The following is a 15,846-nucleotide window of genomic DNA, read 5'->3' on the forward strand; positions in this document are numbered from 1 at the left end:
GGGAATTAATCGCTGTCTGGTCACTGGTGATTGTCGCCGTGTGGGTGGTGGCGATCGTTGCGCGAATGAATTGATATGGACATTACAGGGATTGGTGCGGTATCGGATTTGATTGGTACCGTCGTAAATAAAATCTGGCCGGACAAGACGGAAGCGGAAAAGCAGCAACTCGCCGCTGCGATGATGGTTGTTCAAGGTCAGATTGATATCAACAAGGTCGAAGCCGCATCGCCGAGCGCATTCACTTCCGGTTGGCGGCCATTCATCGGGTGGGTTTGCGGAATGGCCTGCGCTTGGAATTGGATAGGGCTGAAATTAGCGCTGTTCATTGCCGCTTATTACGGGCATCCGATGGATTTGTCTCCGGCTGACGTGTCGGAAATGATGCCGGTGCTGATGGGCATGCTGGGGCTTGGAACGCTCAGAACTTTTGAGCGCGTAAAGGGCGTCATTCCCCAGGGGTCGTAGGGAGCAACTCCGCAGCCTTGCGGATTCCTGCCGACAGATTACCGCCTCCATACTCGCGCAATGCATCTATGACGGAGACCGGCAAGGTAACGGACACAGGGCGAGTAACTTCAGCCGCAATAAGTGGACGACCAGCGCCAGGGCGAGTACCGCCGCGCTTAGTTCTATCGGTCACAGAGCAGACCACTTGGTTACATTCCGGTCGTCGTAATCAGCGCCGAAACATACTTTTACGCGATTGGCTATAGTTTCTGCATACCCGTCGATGATGATCCTGCCTCTGCCGATTGCGCGGCCAAATAGTTTGCGCTGATCGGCGGCAGGCATGCGCCCTGACCATGTCGAAAGAACTGATCCGGTATTAGCCATCAGAAACTCTGCTAGGTTTTTGGCGTATTCAAACTTGTTCATTTCGTTCTCCTTTGCGTTTGTTGATCTGATGAATAGATTATATACGATACAATCAAACAAGCAAGGATTATTTTAGAAATAGATGTGAGGGTGGGTATTGATGGACTGATATTCACTGGTGCTGGATAATCGTCTTGTATCCGGCGCAAGGGGTGAGCAAATATACCCAGTGGTAAAAAAATCGGGTATTAAAGCGGGTATCAAATTGCACAGATTATATTTGCATTCATTAAAATCAATAGGTTAAGTCAAGTATGCTTCTAATGATCGATAATTACGACTCCTTCACCTACAACATCGTGCAGTATTTCGGCGAGTTGGGGCAGGAGGTGAAGGTGTTCCGCAACGATGCCATTTCTTTGGCCGAGATTGCCCGGCTCAACCCGGAATACCTGGTGATTTCGCCCGGCCCCGGCACGCCGGTGCAGGCCGGGATTTCGCTGACGGCGATCCGCGAGTTTGCCGGCAAGATACCCTTGCTCGGCGTCTGTCTTGGCCATCAGTCCATTGGCGAAGCCTTCGGCGGGCGCATCGTGCATGCCAAGCGACTGATGCATGGCAAGGTATCGCCGGTGCATCACACCGATGTCGGCGTTTTTGGCGGGCTGCAAAATCCGGTGACCTGCACGCGCTACCACTCGCTGGCAATTGAACGTGAATCGCTGCCGGATTGTCTGGAGATTACCGCCTGGACGGAAGACGGTGAGATCATGGCCGTGCGTCACAAGACGCTGGCGGTCGAAGGGGTGCAGTTCCATCCCGAATCCATTCTTACCGAGCGCGGCCACGACATGCTGAAGAACTTCCTGGAGGAACACGCCAAATGAAGCCACAAGACGCCCTGACGCGGGTCATCGAACACCGCGAAATATTTCACGACGAAATGACCTCGCTGATGCGCCAGATCATGAGCGGCGAAGTTTCCCCCGTCATGATCGCCGCCATCATCATCGGCCTGCGCGTCAAGAAAGAGAGCATCGGCGAGATCGCCGCCGCCGCCCAGGTGATGCGCGAGCTATCCACCAAGGTGGCGGTGAAGGACGCCACGCACCTGGTCGACACCTGCGGTACCGGCGGTGACGGCGCGCACACCTTCAATATCTCGACGGCGGCGATGTTTGTTGCGGCGGCGGCGGGGGCGCGCATCGCCAAGCACGGCGGGCGTTCGGTCTCCTCGCAGTCGGGCAGCGCCGACGTGCTCGAAGCACTCGGCGTCAATATCAACCTGACGCCGGAGCAGGTCGGGCAGTGCATCGACGAAGTCGGTGTCGGCTTCATGTTTGCGCCCAATCATCACAGCGCCATGAAGTACGCCGCCCCGGTGCGGCGCGAACTTGGCGTGCGCACGATCTTCAACATCCTCGGCCCGCTGACCAACCCGGCCGCTGCCGCCAATCAGGTGCTCGGCGTCTTCCATCCCGACCTTGTCGGCATCCAGATTCGCGTCCTGCAACGCCTGGGCAGTTTGCGCGCGCTAACTGTCTTCGGTCGCGAAGGGCTCGATGAAATCTCGATTTCCGGCGAAACACTGGTCGGCGAACTGAAGGATGGCCGTATCGAGGAGTACACCATCCACCCCGAGCAATTCAACCTGGCTGTGCATGATCCAAAGGTGCTGCGCGTCGCCAATGTCGAAGAGTCGAAAGCCGTTCTTCTCGACACGCTGGCGAACAAACCCGGCGCCGCCCGCGACATCGTCGCCCTCAACGCCGGAGCCAGCATCTACGTCACCGGTCTGGCCGGGACGCTGGCCGAGGGCGTCGAGCAAGCCTTCTCAGAAATCGCCTCCGGTGCCGCACGCGCCAAGCTGGAAGAGTTTGCTGCGCTAAGCCGGAGTTTTTCGGCATAATCGGTTTGTTGGCAAAATGCCTGCGCAAGGAGTTTCAACATGGCTCAACCGAAAACCGAAAGTGGCTTTGACGCCGCCGCCTATCTTGCTTGGGAGGAGGCGCAACCCGAGCGTAACGAATACGTCGCTGGTGAAGTTTTCGCAAAGGGCGGAGTGCGCCAGTCGCATAACATTGCGGCCGGAAACTTCGCGTCGTTGCTGCGCCGCGAGCTTAAAGGCAGCCCGTGCCGGGTTTTCGTAGAGTCGGTAAAAACGCATGTCGAGGCCGCCGATTGCTTTTTCTATCCTGACGTCGTCGTAACTTGTGACGCCCGCGACCGCTTGACCCCGGCTTACGTGAGTTATCCGCTGCTGGTCGCTGAAGTGCTTTCCGATTCCACAGCGGCCTTTGACCGAGGCGCCAAGTTCGCCGCTTATCGCAAGTTGGAGAGTCTCCGCGATTACGTTCTGATCGATGTCGCGGCACAACGCATTGAGGTCTTTCGCCGTAATCCCGAGAATCATTGGGTGCTTTACGACTACGGATTCGGCGATTCACTTGAACTGGCTTCGCTTTCCCTGAATCTGAATGTTGCAGAAGTGTTGGAAGATACGCTGGAAGACGTTATTCCGCCGCTTGACCAGGACACCGATAAGCCATGAGCGACATCCTTGATAAAATCCTCGCTGTCAAACGCCAGGAAGTGAGCGCCGCCTCGGCCAGCAAATCGTTGGCCATTTTGCGCGCCGAAGCCGAAGCGCAGCCTGCTGCGCGTGGTTTCGTCGACGCCATTCGCAGCAAGATTGCCGTGGGCCAGCCGGCGGTAATCGCCGAGATCAAGAAAGCCAGTCCCTCCAAGGGCGTCATACGCGCCGACTTCCAGCCGGCCGAGATCGCCGCCGATTACGCCGCGCATGGTGCGGCCTGTCTATCTGTGCTCACCGACCGCCAGTTCTTCCAGGGCGCTCCCGAGTACCTGCAAGCCGCCCGTGCCGCATGTTTGCTGCCGGTGCTGCGCAAGGACTTTCTGGTCGATCCCTATCAAGTCTTTGAAGCCCGCGCCATGGGCGCCGACGCCATTCTGCTCATCGCCGCCGCGCTCGACCTGCCGACCATGCGCGAATTCGAAGCCATCGCCGCCAGTCTCGGCATGGGCGTACTCGTCGAGGTACACAATGGCGAGGAACTTGATCTCGCCCTGCAACTCGAAACCCCTCTGATCGGTGTCAACAACCGCAACCTGCGCACCTTCGAAGTCAGCCTGAAAACCACCGTCGAACTCCTGCCGCGCATTCCGGCCGGCCGCATCGTCGTCACTGAAAGCGGCATTCTGTCGGCTGGCGATGTCGAATTGATGCGCCGCAACCAGGTACACGCCTTTCTCGTCGGTGAAGCCTTCATGCGGGCTCCCAGCCCCGGGCAGGCGCTGGCCGGCTTGTTTGACCTGGCGAGGTAACGCTGCCTATGCTCTGGCGTTGATAACCGGCAAGGGCGCCAATAGGTCATTGCAGCCCGGCATGCTGCAAGATCCGCATGAACATTGCCCTGCATGGCACATGCTTTGAAGGTGCCCGTGTTTAATCCCTTGCCGGCCGGTTCAATTTGAAAGCCTCAGTTCTTCACGGCAAAGGTGAGATCAGGTTGATGCCGATGGTGGGAACGTCGAACTTCAGCAAGCCGCGTCATAGCCAGCGTCAACGACGGCCTGGAGAATGTCTTCAGGGCTGACAAAGCGGCCGTGCTCGACGCTGGCTTCGCCTGTTTCCAGCGACACCGCGATATGACCGATGCTCGGCAGGTCCTGAATCGCATTGGCCACGGCCCGCACGCATTCCTCATTTTTCATGCCGCTGATTTTGATGATGATGGTTTCCATGGAATGTCCTTGGTTGTCCGAAATACAGCCTGATTATCGACGCTCCCAGATGCTGACTTCAGAGAGTGTGTGCTGGAATTTCCGCCTGGTTTCGCGAATGACGAAGGGCACTGAGAGTGGCCCGCGTAGCAGGCGGAAGTGCTCGCCGAGCATGGCTTTCAGTCCGTCGAGGGTGGTGAAATTCTCGCCGTCCTTTTTGAATCCACCGATCCATGCTTCGCGTTTTGTGTGTTCCGGCAGCCAGGTGTACGGGGAGGCGATCAACAGCAGGCCACCGGGATTGAGACGTTCGTGCACCGATCCGAGGAATTTTTCCGGGTTGTACAGGCGGTCGATCAGGTTAGCCGCGAGGATCAGGTCGTAGCCGGAGAATAAGGGCTTGAGGTTACAGGCGTCGCCCTGGAAGAATTCGACTTTCCCGGTAACTTCGTCCAGCCCGAGCTCAGCGAGCGTGCGCTCCTTGTAGGCGACCAGTTCGCCCTCTTCGACGAGGGTATAGCGCAGACTGCCCTGTTCGGCCAAGCGGGTGCCCAGGCTGATGAAACGGGCCGAGAAATCGATGCCGGTGACCTGGTCGAAATGCTGGGCCAACTCAAAGCTGGCGCGGCCGGTGGCGCAGCCAAGATCCAGCGCCTTCCTGGCCGGCTTGTCGCCCATCGCTGCAATGGCCAGTTTCGCCAGCGCACGCGGAAAATTCGGCACAGCGAAATATTCGTCACCGTAGTGGAATTCGGCGTACTCGGATACCAGCCGGTCCGTTTCGTAGTGCGATCCCCGCATCGTGGCCGGCGCGTCAGCGACGACGTAGCGAAATCCGGCATGCTGGAAGAAATGGCGGCGGAAGGCATAACGTGACGCAGGCATCGCTTCATTGCCGCAGGATATCCACGATCCGCCCTTGAACAGGTTGTGGCGCTCGTCAAAGGTCGGGGTCGTGAAGTCGTCATAGATCGGATGGACCTCGAACCCCTCGAAAGGGTAAATGGCCGTCTCGGTCCATTGCCAGACATTGCCGATCACGTCGAACAGCGGGCCGTGGGCGAACTCGCTGACCGGGCACGAGGAGGCATAGTGATCAAGCTGGATGTTCGCTGGCGCGGGTGACAGCGCCGGGATTTCGTTGGCACCGGCGAATTTGCACAGTGCCTGCCATTCGTCCTCCGTCGGCAGGCGTACTGACTGGCCGCTGACGCGCGCCTTCCATTGGCAGAACGCCTTGGCCTCGTGGTAATTGGTTTCCACCGGCCAGTTCCACGGCATCGGCACTTCTTCCAGCATCAGGCGCAAGCGCCATTGCGCGCCGTCCTTGATCCAGAAGGTGGGATGTTCCGCCTGCGCGAATTTTTTCCAGCCGGCGCCTTCTTCCAGCCACAACGACTCGTCCGCATAGCCACCGGCCTCGACGAAGGCCAGGAATTCCTGATTGGAAACCAGATAGCGGCTGGCCTGGAAAGGCGCAGTCGCTGCCTGATGGCAGCCGAATTCGTTATCCCAGCCATAAACCGATTCGCCTCTGTTCCTGCCGACGCGCAAATTCGTTGCCGGAATCGCAACCAGTTCGTTTTGCGGTGCCGCCGAGGCGGCCCGGCAAGGCTCCCAGGCGGCGTGTGGCGCAACGTATTTCAGCTGGTGCTGGCGAATCAGTACGGACGAGGTTTCCAGATGGATGAGCTCGTGTTCGATGCCCATCAGGATAATCCACCACGGGTGATCCCAGGTGATCGGCAGGGACAGCGGTTGCCTGTGAATCAGTTGTTCAACCGTCGCACGCACTGACCGGCGATAGGCTCTCACCTCATCCACGCCGGGCCAGTCGTAGCGTGCTTCGCTGAGGTCATCCCAACTCATTTCATCGACGCCGATGGCGAACATCGATTCGAATTTCGGGTTGATGCGGCTATCGATCAAGCCGGCCAACAGCAGCTTGTTGATGAAAAATGTCGCGGTATGGCCAAAGTAGAAAATCAGCGGATGGCGTAAGGCGATGGGTTTTTTGAAATAGGCTTCGTCGCAACTCAAAACCTCGAACAATCGCTCGTAGCGATCAAACGTGGCGTGGAAATAAGCGAGTATTTCTGCGCGTTTTTGCTCGGCATCGGTGCCTGCCAGCAAGGGCGATCTCGGAAAAATTGGCTGTTGCATGAGGAATCAAGCTTTCAACAGAAGTTTGTGAATATCACGATGAACTATGCACTCTATTCGCCCAGTGCAGGATAAAACAGCAAAACGAAAGGACTGGAACATCCGCTGCTCTGCCAATAATGCATATGACGCCAATATCAGGGCGGCAGTTCCTTCGTCTGGTGGCCCCGTCGCAGGGGCCCGAAGAGCCGGAATCTATCATGCTAATAACACGAGAAATGCCGATTTGGTGATATTTGCCGTTCGGCCGGCTTTATACTCCCGACCATAACCCACTGGAGAAACAAATGGCCGCATCCCCCGAAACCGTCAGCATGGCGATGTTCTGTGACTTCGAGAACGTTGCGCTTGGCGTGCGCGATGCCAAGTACGAGAAGTTCGACATCAAGCCGGTGCTTGAGCGTTTGCTGCTCAAGGGCAGCATCGTGCTCAAGAAAGCCTATTGCGACTGGGATCGCTACAAGGGCTTCAAGGCGACGATGCACGAAGCCAACTTCGAGCTGATTGAAATTCCTCACGTTCGCCAGTCGGGCAAGAATTCTGCCGACATCCGCATGGTCGTCGATGCGCTTGACCTGTGCTACACCAAGTCGCACGTCAATACTTTCGTCATCGTCAGCGGCGACTCGGATTTCTCGCCGCTGGTCTCCAAACTGCGCGAGAACGCCAAGTACGTGATCGGAGTCGGCGTCAAGCAGTCAACGTCCGATTTGCTGATTGCCAACTGCGACGAATTCATCTTTTACGACGATCTGGTGCGCGAGATCCAGCGTTCGGCCGCGCATCGCGACCCGAAGGCGGTGCAATTGGCGGCCAAGCGTACCCCGGAAGAGAACGCGCAGCGCAAGGAGGCGATCGAGGCGCGCAAGAGCGAGGCCGTCGATCTGGCGGTGGCCACGTTCGAGGCGCTGGTCGCTGAGCGCGGCGACAGCGGCAAGATCTGGGCGTCGATGCTCAAGGAAGCGATCAAGCGCCGCAAACCCGATTTCAACGAGAGCTACTACGGCTTCCGCGCTTTCGGCAACCTGCTTGAGGAAGCCCAGACGCGCGGTCTGCTCGAATTGGGGCGTGACGAAAAATCCAACGCCTTCGTCTACCGCAGCAGTGCTCCGGCAGCGCAGGTTGCAACTCAGACAGCGGAGGTTCCGCCGCTTGCACAAAGTGAGCCGACAGTGCCGGAAGAAGCAATCGTGGCGCCCGTCTCGAAACGCAGAGGGCGTGGCAGCAGCAAGTCATCGGCAAAAGCAAGAGATGAAGTGCCGCCTGTCACCGAGGAATCACCCGCTCCGGCAGAGCCGACAGAGGCGCTTGAAGCCAAAGCAGAGAAGAAACCGGCTACGCGCAACCGACGGCCGCGCAAGCCGAAGGCAAGCCCGGAAGATGGTGCACCGTCGCTTTAGACTCGGCCTGCGAGGCAGGCAGAACGGGCATCTTCACAGGCCATGCCGTGGGAGGTAATGTTTATGCGGATCTCGACGGCTATAGTCTGTAGATTGCCTATCGACGGGCGTTTGATGGCGGTTGTTTGGAAATTGTCAAAAAATAAGGGCCAAGGCTGTTGTACAGCCTTGGCCCTTTAGTTGCGGTGACGCTGATCAGGCCGGCAGGTAACGCACGCGCAATATACCGCTGATGGCGGTCAGCTTGTCGATAACGGCTTGCGGCACGGCACTTTCGACATCAACCAGGGTGAAGGCCAGATCGCCGCGCGACTTGTTCACCATGTTCTGGATGTTCAGGCCGGCGTCAGCCAAGGCCGTGGAGATCTGCCCCAGCATGTTGGGTACGTTGGCGTTGGCGATGGCCAGCCGGAAGGCGGAATCGCGTGGCATGGCGATGTTCGGGAAATTGACGGCATTGAGGATGTTGCCGTTTTCCAGATAATCGGCCACCTGATCGGCGACCATGATGGCGCAGATTTCTTCCGCTTCTTCGGTCGAGGCACCCAGATGCGGCAGCGCGACAAAGCGCGGATGCTGGCGCAGCAGGTTGCTCGGGAAGTCGCAGACGTAGGCGTGCAGCTTGTTGTCGTTGAGTCCGTCGAGTACGGCCTGTTCGTTGACGATGCCGTCGCGGGCAAAGTTGAGCAGGATGCAGCCCTTCTTCATGAGCTTGACGCGCTCGGCATTGATCAGGTCTTTGGTCGCCGGCAGCAGGGGAAGGTGCAGGCTGATGAAGTCGGCGCGCTTGACCAGGTCATCGACGCTGGCCGCTTTCTTGACCAGCGCAGGCAGACGCCAGGCGGCATCAACGGTGATTTCCGGGTCGATGCCGATAACGTGCATGCCCAGCTCGATGGCCGATTGGGCCAGCATCGAGCCGATGGCGCCGAGACCGATGATGCCGAGCGTGCTGCCGCGTAATTCGTGACCGACAAAATTCTTCTTGCCGGCTTCGACCTGTTTGTGCAGCGACTCGACATCACCCTGCAACCCGGCGACGAAGTTCAATGCCGGGAAAATGTTGCGCGTTCCCATCAACATGCCGGCAATGACCAGTTCCTTCACCGCATTGGCGTTGGCGCCCGGAGCGTTGAAGACGACGACGCCGCGTTCGCTCATGGCCTTGATCGGGATGTTGTTGGTGCCGGCACCGGCGCGACCGATGGCCAGCACGCTGGCCGGGATCGGCAATTCATGCATGACCTGGGAACGTACAAAAATGGCGTCCGGGTCAGTCCCGTCGTTGCTGACGACGTAGCTTTCAGGGAGTCGGCAGAGACCCTTCTTGGAGATGGCGTTAAGCGTCTGTATTTTTCGCGTCATGCTGGTTTCCTTGGTTATTTATATTGAAAGATCGGCGGCGTTCAGCCGTGCTTCTTTTCGAAGTCCTGCATGAGATTGACCAGGGCTTGCACGCCTTCGATCGGCATGGCGTTGTAGATCGAGGCCCGCATGCCGCCGACCGAACGGTGACCCTTGAGCTGAACCATGCCGCGGGCCTTGGCTTCCTTCAGGAATTCCTCGTCGAGCGCCGCATCTTTCAGGGTGAACGGGATGTTCATCAGCGAACGGTTCTCTTTCGCCACCGGCGAACTGAAGAAGCTGGAAGCATCCAGCGTGTCGTACAGCAGTTTTGCTTTGGCGCGGTTGGCCGTTTCCATGGCCGCCAGACCACCCTTGGCCTTGAGCATCTTGAATACCAGCCCGGCAATGTAGATGGCGTAGGTCGGTGGCGTGTTGTACATCGAATCGTTATCGGCTTGCGTCTTGTAGTCGAACATCGTCGGCGTGCCCTTGACTGTCTCGCCGATCAGGTCATCGCGCACGATGACAATCGTCAGGCCGGCCGGGCCGACATTCTTTTGCGCGCCGAAGTAAATCAGGCCGAACTTCGAGACGTCAATCGGACGCGACAGGATGGTCGATGACATGTCGGCAACCAGCGGAACGTCGCCGGTCTGCGGCGTCCAGAAGATTTCGACGCCGCCGATCGTCTCGTTCGGCGTGTAATGCACGTAGGCGGCCTGCGGGTCGAGCTTCCAGACGTCCTGAGTCGGTGCGTAGGAGAAGTTCTTGTCTTCCGACGAGGCGACGACGTTGACTGCGCCGTATTTCCTGGCTTCCTTAAGGGCCTTCTTCGACCATTCGCCGGTGTTCAGGTAGTCGGCAGACGCTTTGCCACGCAACAGGTTCATCGGCACCATGGCGAACTGGCTGGACGCGCCGCCTTGCAGGAACAGCACCTTGTAGTTGGCAGGGATAGCCATCAGTTCGCGCAGATCGGCTTCGGCCTCGGCCTGGATGCTCATGTATTCCTTGCCGCGATGCGACATTTCCATGACCGACATGCCGCTACCATGCCAATTGACGAGCTCGTCACGCGCCAGTTCAAGAACCTCGCGGGGGAGGGTGGCAGGTCCAGCGCTGAAATTGAAAATTCGTTCCATGGGGATGTGATCCTTTCGTTCTGGTAATTGACTTGCGGAAATGATGTTGCAAACAGGATGCTGCGTATTTTTTTGCCCCGGATCGCACGGCGCTTACCGTGCATTTTAGCGAAATTGACAGCCGATGTGGAAATGGGCAGGTTCAGGAGTCAGAAACAGTCATGGCAGCGCAATCCATGGGTAAGTATTTCTGAAATTTGCAATAAGTTCCATATTTAAAAAATCCCGTATAAAATGCCGAGGTTTTTCTTTTATTATAAATTCAAAGAGGAGGCTTACGCCATGAGTAGCGCAATGTATGAGCGGATGCGGGTCAATCCGAAATTCCAGGAACTGGTGGCAACACGGGGACGCTTTGCCTGGACGCTGACCACTATTGTTCTAGTCTTGTTTTACGGGTTTGTGCTGACGGTGGCATTCAACCCAAGCGCTCTCGGCAAGCCGATCAGCGAAGGTTCGATGCTGACGATAGGGGTCGCCGTAGAACTTTTCCTCTTCATTTGCTTCTGGGCACTCTCGGCTCTTTATGTAAAGCGCGCCAATGGCGAGTTCGACGCCCTGACGCAAGAAGTCATCAAGCAAGCACAGAAGGAGGGCAAATAATGCGCCGCCTGACTCAACTTGGCAACACGCTCGGGCTCATGGCTTTCAGCGCCATGGCCTATGCCGGTCCACCGGTCGAAGGCGCCCTGGAAAAACTGCCCACCAACTGGCACGCCATCATCATGTTCTGCGTCTTCGTGGCGCTGAGCATGGGAATCACCTACTGGGCGTCCAGCCGCACCAAGTCCACGGCGGACTTCTACACCGCCGGCGGCGGCATCACCGGCCGGCAGAACGGCCTGGCCATTGCCGGAGACTACATGTCGGCGGCCACCTTGCTCGGTTTGACCGCTCTGGTCTATGGCAGTGGCTTCGACGGCTACGTCTACATGCTGGCCTTTTTCGCCGGCTGGCCGATCATCCTGTTCATGATGGCCGAACGCTTGCGCAACCTCGGTCGCTTCACCTTCTCCGACATCACCGCCTTCCGTCTCGATGAGGGCAAGGTGCGCACCATGGCGGCAATTTCCTCGCTGACCGTGGTCTGCTTCTATCTGATCGCGCAGATGGTTGGTGCCGGCCAGTTGATCAAGCTGCTCTTCGGCCTCGATTACAACATCGCCGTGATCAGCGTGGGCATCCTGATGATGGTCTACGTGACCTTCGGCGGCATGGTTGCCACCACCTGGGTGCAGATCATCAAGGCCTGCATGCTGCTCACCGGCGGCACCCTGGCCATGTTGATGGCCTTCAGCCAGTTCGGCTTTTCCTTCCAGACGCTGTTGGAAAAAGCGACGGCTGTCCATAAGCTCGGACCCAAACTGATGACGCCAGGCGCTCTGCTGGCCGATCCGGTTAACGCCATTTCGCTTGGTTTTGGCCTGATGTTCGGCACCGCCGGCCTGCCGCACATCCTGATGCGCTTCTTCACCGTGTCAGATGCCAAGGAAGCGCGCAAGTCGGTGCTTTACGCTTCCGGGATCGTCGCCTACTTCTTCAACGTGATTTTCATCATGGGCCTTTGCGGCATTCTGATCGTTGGCCAGAATCCGGACTTTTTCGAAGGTGGCATCATTGGCGGCAAGCTGATCGGCGGCGGCAACATGGTCGCCATGCATCTGGCCAGGGCGGTTGGTGGCGACATGCTGCTCGGCTTCATGGCGGCAGTCGCCTTCGCCACTATCCTGGCCGTGGTTTCCGGCCTGGCACTGGCCGGCGCCTCAGCGATCTCGCACGACCTCTACGCTCGCGTCATCAAGAAGGGTAAAGCTTCGGAGACGTCAGAAATCCGCGTTTCGAAGTTCGCCACGATCGGCCTCGGCGTTGTTGCCATCATTCTCGGCATCCTGTTCGAGAAGCAGAATGTGGCTTTCATGGTCGGCCTGGCTTTCGGCGTGGCGGCGGCAGGCAACTTCCCGGTACTCATCCTCTCCATGTACTGGAAAGGCTTGACCACCCGCGGCGCATTGTTCGCCGGTTATGGCGGCCTCTTCTCCGCCGTAGCCTTCGTCGTGTTTTCAAAAGCGGTGTGGGTCGATGTTCTGGGCAACACCGCGGCACTGTTCCCCTACTCGCAGCCGGCCCTGTTCGCCATGCCGATTGCCTTCCTGTTTGCCTACGTCTTCTCGAAGACCGATACAAGCGCCAGGGCACAGTTGGAGATTGATGCATTTGATGATCAGTACATGCGGGCTCAGACCGGTTTCGGTGCGTCGGGAGCGAGCAAGCACTGACCACAAGCGGTAATCAAAAAGCCCTGGCCGGTTTCCCGCCAGGGCTTTTTTTATGGGTGTAATGTGTGTAAGTTGCTTCAGGCGGCCGCTTGTACTGGAATCCCGCTACCTTTGCGCACGATGCAGTTATTCGAATCGACGTAAATCAGCGCCGGTGCATACTTGGCGAGTTCGACTTCGTTGTAGATGGCAAAGCTGGCAATGATCAGGATGTCGCCCGGGGCGGCGCGGCGGGCCGCTGATCCATTGACCGAAATGATTCCCGACCCGCGTTCGGCACGAATAGCATAGGTCGTAAAGCGTTCGCCGTTGTTGACGTTCCAGATATCGATCTGTTCGTACTCGCGGATGTTGGCCGCATCGAGCAGGTTGTCGTCGATCGCGCATGAACCTTCATAGTGAAGATCGGCATGCGTGGTAGTAACGCGGTGCAGCTTGGATTTCAGCATCGTTCTCTGCATGGCTGTGCCCGTGCAAGGTTAAGGGAAAGGCATTGTAGCGGCTAATCCCCGCCTGTCAACGCCCGTATTGCAGTGCTTAAATTTCAATGTTATCAATGAGTCGCGGTATGCCAAGCCGGCTTGCCGCAAGCACTACCAGCGATTGTTTTCCAGCCAGCGGCAATTGGAGATCAGATTGTTGACGCACTGCAACATAATCGGTTCTCCAGCCATGAGTATCAAGTTGGACAACGGCGGCTTGTTCGAGTTTCACGAAGTCCCGGTCGCCATCGCGTATGGCATCACGGATGTCGCACAGGACGCGGTACAGGCGTGGCGCCTCGGCACGCTCGGCCGGTGTCAGATAGCCGTTGCGCGATGAGAGTGCCAGGCCGTCTTCGGCGCGTACCGTTTCGCCGCCGACGATTTCGATAGGCAGCGCCAGCTGGCGGGTCATGTTACGCAGGACCATCAGTTGCTGGTAATCCTTCTTGCCGAAGATGGCGACCTGTGGCTGCACGATATTGAAAAGCTTGAGAACGACGGTGGCAACGCCGCGAAAATGCCCGGGCCGGAATTCGCCTTCGAGCTGGTTCTGGATGTCCGGCGGGTCTACCTGATACTGCTGCGCTTCGGGGTAGAGATCTTGCTCAGTCGGGGCAAACAGGACATTGACACCCGCCCCCTGGAGTTGCTCGCAATCGGCTTCAAAGGTACGAGGATATTTGTCGAAGTCCTCATTCGGGCCGAATTGCAGGCGATTGACGAAGAGGCTGGCGACGACGGTGTCTCCGTGCTGCCGTGCCTGTGTCATCAGCGAAATATGGCCTTCGTGCAGGTTGCCCATGGTCGGGACGAAAACGATGCGGTCGCAGGTTTTCAGGGTAGCGCGCAGGTCGGGGATTGAAGAGTGGATTTGCATGATTTTTAAACTCTTTCGACGCAGAGAACACAAAGGCACAGAGTTAACAGAGAAAGCCCATCATTAAAACCACCGTGTTCTCAGTGTCTCTGTGTTCTCCGTGTCGAATGCGGTTAGGTTAGTAACAATGCTCCGGGCCAGGGAAGCTGCCGTCCTTGACCGCAGCTACATAGGCGGAAATGGCGGCAGCAATGGACGTTTGGCCAGCCATGAAGTTCCTGACGAAGCGCGCCTTTTTGCCAGAGCTGACGTCCAGCATGTCGTGCAGCACCAGCACCTGACCGGAGCACTCCTTGCCTGCGCCGATGCCGATCGTTGGAATGGAGAGTTGCCTGGTCGCTTCAGCCGCCAGCACCAAAGGAATGGCTTCGAGGACGATCAGCGTGGCGCCGGCTTCCTGTTGGGCAAGAGCATCGGCAATCAGTTTTGCCGCGCCGGCGTCATCCTTGCCCTGCACGCGGTAACCGCCAAGCTGGTGCACTGATTGCGGCGTCAATCCCACGTGGCCGCAGACCGGGATGCCACGCGTGGTGAGAAAGCGCGTCGTCTCGGCCATTTCCACGCCACCTTCGAGCTTGACCATCTGCGCGCCAGCCGCCATCAGCAGCACGGCATTCCGGTACGCCTGCTGCGGACTTTCCTGGAAACTGCCAAAGGGCAAGTCGGCGATGATCAGCGGACGCTGGCAACCGCGTGCCACGGCGTTGGTGTGATAGGCAATGTCGGCAACCGTCACCGGCAGCGTCGAGTCGTGCCCCTGCAGCACCATGCCCAGCGAATCGCCAACCAGAACAGATTCGACTCCAGCCACATCGCACAACTGCGCAAAACTCGCGTCGTAACAGGTGAGCATGGCAATCTTCTCGCCGTTTATCCGCATTTTTGCCAAGTCAAGATGCGTGAGTCGTCGTGTCGCAGAATGTACGGACATGGGTTAATCGCCCCGGTTGAAGTATTCGCGATGCCCGCGCATTGATTCGATGCGCTGGACAAGCAGTTGAAAATCATCGGGGCTATCGACGAAGTTGAGATTTTCGGAGTTGACCACCATCACCGGCGCTGCCTCATAGTTGTGGAAAAAGCGCGTATAGCTTTCGCCCAGCAGTATCAGATAGTCGTCACTGATTTTACGTTCCATATCAATGCCGCGTTTGCGGACACGGGAAACCAGCGTTTCAGGTCTGGCCTGCAGGTAAATCACCAGATCGGGGGCCAGCGAAGCTTGCAGAGAAACGCGATCATAAATCTGGCGGTAAAGTTTGTATTCGTCTTCATTCAAGGTCAGGCCGGCGAACAGCGGGTCTTTTTCCAGCAGGTAATCGCATACCACCGTGCGCGGAAAGAGTTCAGGCTGCGCCAGGTCGCGCAACTGGTCGAGACGGTGGAAAAGAAAGAATAGCTGTGTCTGCAGGGCGTAGCGTTCCTGATTCTGATAAAAACGGTTCAGGAACGGGTTGGTCTCCGGTTGCTCAAGCAGCAAGTCGGCTTCCAGATGTTCGCCCAGGCGTCGGGCAAGGCTGGTCTTGCCGACGCCAATGGGGCCTTCGACAACGATGTGACGGGCAGATGACAGCGGATTCTTCTTCATCAATT

General features: G+C 57.7%; 16 protein-coding genes and 1 pseudogene. 8 read left to right on the plus strand and 9 right to left on the minus strand.

Annotated features, from left to right (window positions below; translation table 11 throughout):
• Nucleotides 1-75: 75 nt before the first annotated feature.
• Entirely contained in the window at nucleotides 76-468 is a 393-nt protein-coding gene (locus ACOYNV_RS08575; protein ID WP_422899348.1) for a 3TM-type holin, read from the plus strand.
• Between the two features lie 171 nt (nucleotides 469-639).
• Here the strand turns inward: ACOYNV_RS08575 and ACOYNV_RS08580 are convergent, their stop codons facing one another.
• Nucleotides 640-879 (minus strand): hypothetical protein, encoded by a 240-nt coding sequence (locus ACOYNV_RS08580; protein WP_422899349.1) that lies wholly within the window; start codon nucleotides 877-879, stop codon nucleotides 640-642.
• 254 nt (nucleotides 880-1,133) lie between these two features.
• Between ACOYNV_RS08580 and ACOYNV_RS08585 the strand changes: the two genes are divergently transcribed.
• From ACOYNV_RS08585 to trpC, 4 genes are read left to right on the plus strand one after another with little or no spacing between them, the layout of a single operon-like run.
• Nucleotides 1,134-1,706: an anthranilate synthase component II gene (locus ACOYNV_RS08585; RefSeq protein WP_422899350.1), complete on the plus strand. Its 573-nt coding sequence runs from the start codon at nucleotides 1,134-1,136 to the stop codon at nucleotides 1,704-1,706.
• Nucleotides 1,703-2,728, plus strand: coding sequence for an anthranilate phosphoribosyltransferase (gene trpD, locus ACOYNV_RS08590; RefSeq protein WP_422899351.1), 1,026 nt, complete (start codon nucleotides 1,703-1,705; stop codon nucleotides 2,726-2,728). The genes ACOYNV_RS08585 and trpD overlap by 4 nt, the downstream gene beginning before the upstream one ends.
• Before the next feature lie 39 nt (nucleotides 2,729-2,767).
• Nucleotides 2,768-3,370: a Uma2 family endonuclease gene (locus ACOYNV_RS08595; protein WP_422899352.1), complete on the plus strand. Its 603-nt coding sequence runs from the start codon at nucleotides 2,768-2,770 to the stop codon at nucleotides 3,368-3,370.
• Nucleotides 3,367-4,164: an indole-3-glycerol phosphate synthase TrpC gene (trpC, locus tag ACOYNV_RS08600; RefSeq protein WP_422899353.1), complete on the plus strand. Its 798-nt coding sequence runs from the start codon at nucleotides 3,367-3,369 to the stop codon at nucleotides 4,162-4,164. The genes ACOYNV_RS08595 and trpC overlap by 4 nt, the downstream gene beginning before the upstream one ends.
• 213 nt (nucleotides 4,165-4,377) lie before the next feature.
• Here the strand turns inward: trpC and ACOYNV_RS08605 are convergent, their stop codons facing one another.
• Together ACOYNV_RS08605 and ovoA are read right to left on the minus strand one after the other, a co-directional pair.
• Nucleotides 4,378-4,584: a heavy-metal-associated domain-containing protein gene (locus ACOYNV_RS08605; protein ID WP_422899354.1), complete on the minus strand. Its 207-nt coding sequence runs from the start codon at nucleotides 4,582-4,584 to the stop codon at nucleotides 4,378-4,380.
• Between the two features lie 33 nt (nucleotides 4,585-4,617).
• Nucleotides 4,618-6,726, minus strand: coding sequence for a 5-histidylcysteine sulfoxide synthase (gene ovoA, locus ACOYNV_RS08610; RefSeq protein WP_422899355.1), 2,109 nt, complete (start codon nucleotides 6,724-6,726; stop codon nucleotides 4,618-4,620).
• 287 nt (nucleotides 6,727-7,013) lie between these two features.
• On the opposite strand from ovoA, the pseudogene ACOYNV_RS08615 reads away from it, so the two are divergent.
• Nucleotides 7,014-8,099 (plus strand): annotated as a pseudogene (locus ACOYNV_RS08615) (NYN domain-containing protein); the annotation flags it as partial.
• A gap of 222 nt (nucleotides 8,100-8,321) precedes the next feature.
• On the opposite strand, the gene ACOYNV_RS08620 reads toward ACOYNV_RS08615, so the two are convergent.
• Nucleotides 8,322-9,491, minus strand: coding sequence for a phosphoglycerate dehydrogenase (locus ACOYNV_RS08620; RefSeq protein WP_422899356.1), 1,170 nt, complete (start codon nucleotides 9,489-9,491; stop codon nucleotides 8,322-8,324).
• 41 nt (nucleotides 9,492-9,532) lie between these two features.
• Entirely contained in the window at nucleotides 9,533-10,615 is a 1,083-nt protein-coding gene (gene serC, locus ACOYNV_RS08625; RefSeq protein ID WP_422899357.1) for a 3-phosphoserine/phosphohydroxythreonine transaminase, read from the minus strand.
• Between the two features lie 282 nt (nucleotides 10,616-10,897).
• Here serC and ACOYNV_RS08630 point away from each other — a divergent pair, with 282 nt between their 5' ends.
• Nucleotides 10,898-11,218: a DUF485 domain-containing protein gene (locus ACOYNV_RS08630; RefSeq protein WP_422899358.1), complete on the plus strand. Its 321-nt coding sequence runs from the start codon at nucleotides 10,898-10,900 to the stop codon at nucleotides 11,216-11,218.
• Nucleotides 11,218-12,891, plus strand: a complete 1,674-nt coding sequence (locus ACOYNV_RS08635) for a cation acetate symporter (RefSeq protein ID WP_422899359.1) — start codon at nucleotides 11,218-11,220, stop codon at nucleotides 12,889-12,891. Before ACOYNV_RS08630 ends, ACOYNV_RS08635 begins: the two co-directional genes overlap by 1 nt.
• Nucleotides 12,892-12,968: 77 nt before the next feature.
• On the opposite strand, the gene panD is transcribed toward ACOYNV_RS08635, so the two are convergent.
• The 4 genes from panD to ACOYNV_RS08655 all read right to left on the minus strand — a co-directional run bounded on the left by panD (nucleotide 12,969) and on the right by ACOYNV_RS08655 (nucleotide 15,841).
• Entirely contained in the window at nucleotides 12,969-13,352 is a 384-nt protein-coding gene (gene panD / locus ACOYNV_RS08640) for an aspartate 1-decarboxylase (protein WP_422899360.1), read from the minus strand.
• A 76-nt stretch (nucleotides 13,353-13,428) separates the two neighbouring features.
• Nucleotides 13,429-14,253, minus strand: coding sequence for a pantoate--beta-alanine ligase (gene panC, locus ACOYNV_RS08645; RefSeq protein WP_422899361.1), 825 nt, complete (start codon nucleotides 14,251-14,253; stop codon nucleotides 13,429-13,431).
• Between the two features lie 118 nt (nucleotides 14,254-14,371).
• Complete coding sequence (gene panB / locus ACOYNV_RS08650; protein WP_422899362.1) at nucleotides 14,372-15,184, minus strand: 3-methyl-2-oxobutanoate hydroxymethyltransferase; 813 nt, start codon at nucleotides 15,182-15,184, stop codon at nucleotides 14,372-14,374.
• Nucleotides 15,185-15,187: 3 nt separating this feature from the next.
• Nucleotides 15,188-15,841 (minus strand): deoxynucleoside kinase, encoded by a 654-nt coding sequence (locus ACOYNV_RS08655; RefSeq protein ID WP_422899363.1) that lies wholly within the window; start codon nucleotides 15,839-15,841, stop codon nucleotides 15,188-15,190.
• Nucleotides 15,842-15,846 lie beyond the last annotated feature (5 nt).

Source organism: Propionivibrio sp., assembly GCF_049316945.1.
Lineage (GTDB): Bacteria > Pseudomonadota > Gammaproteobacteria > Burkholderiales > Rhodocyclaceae > Propionivibrio.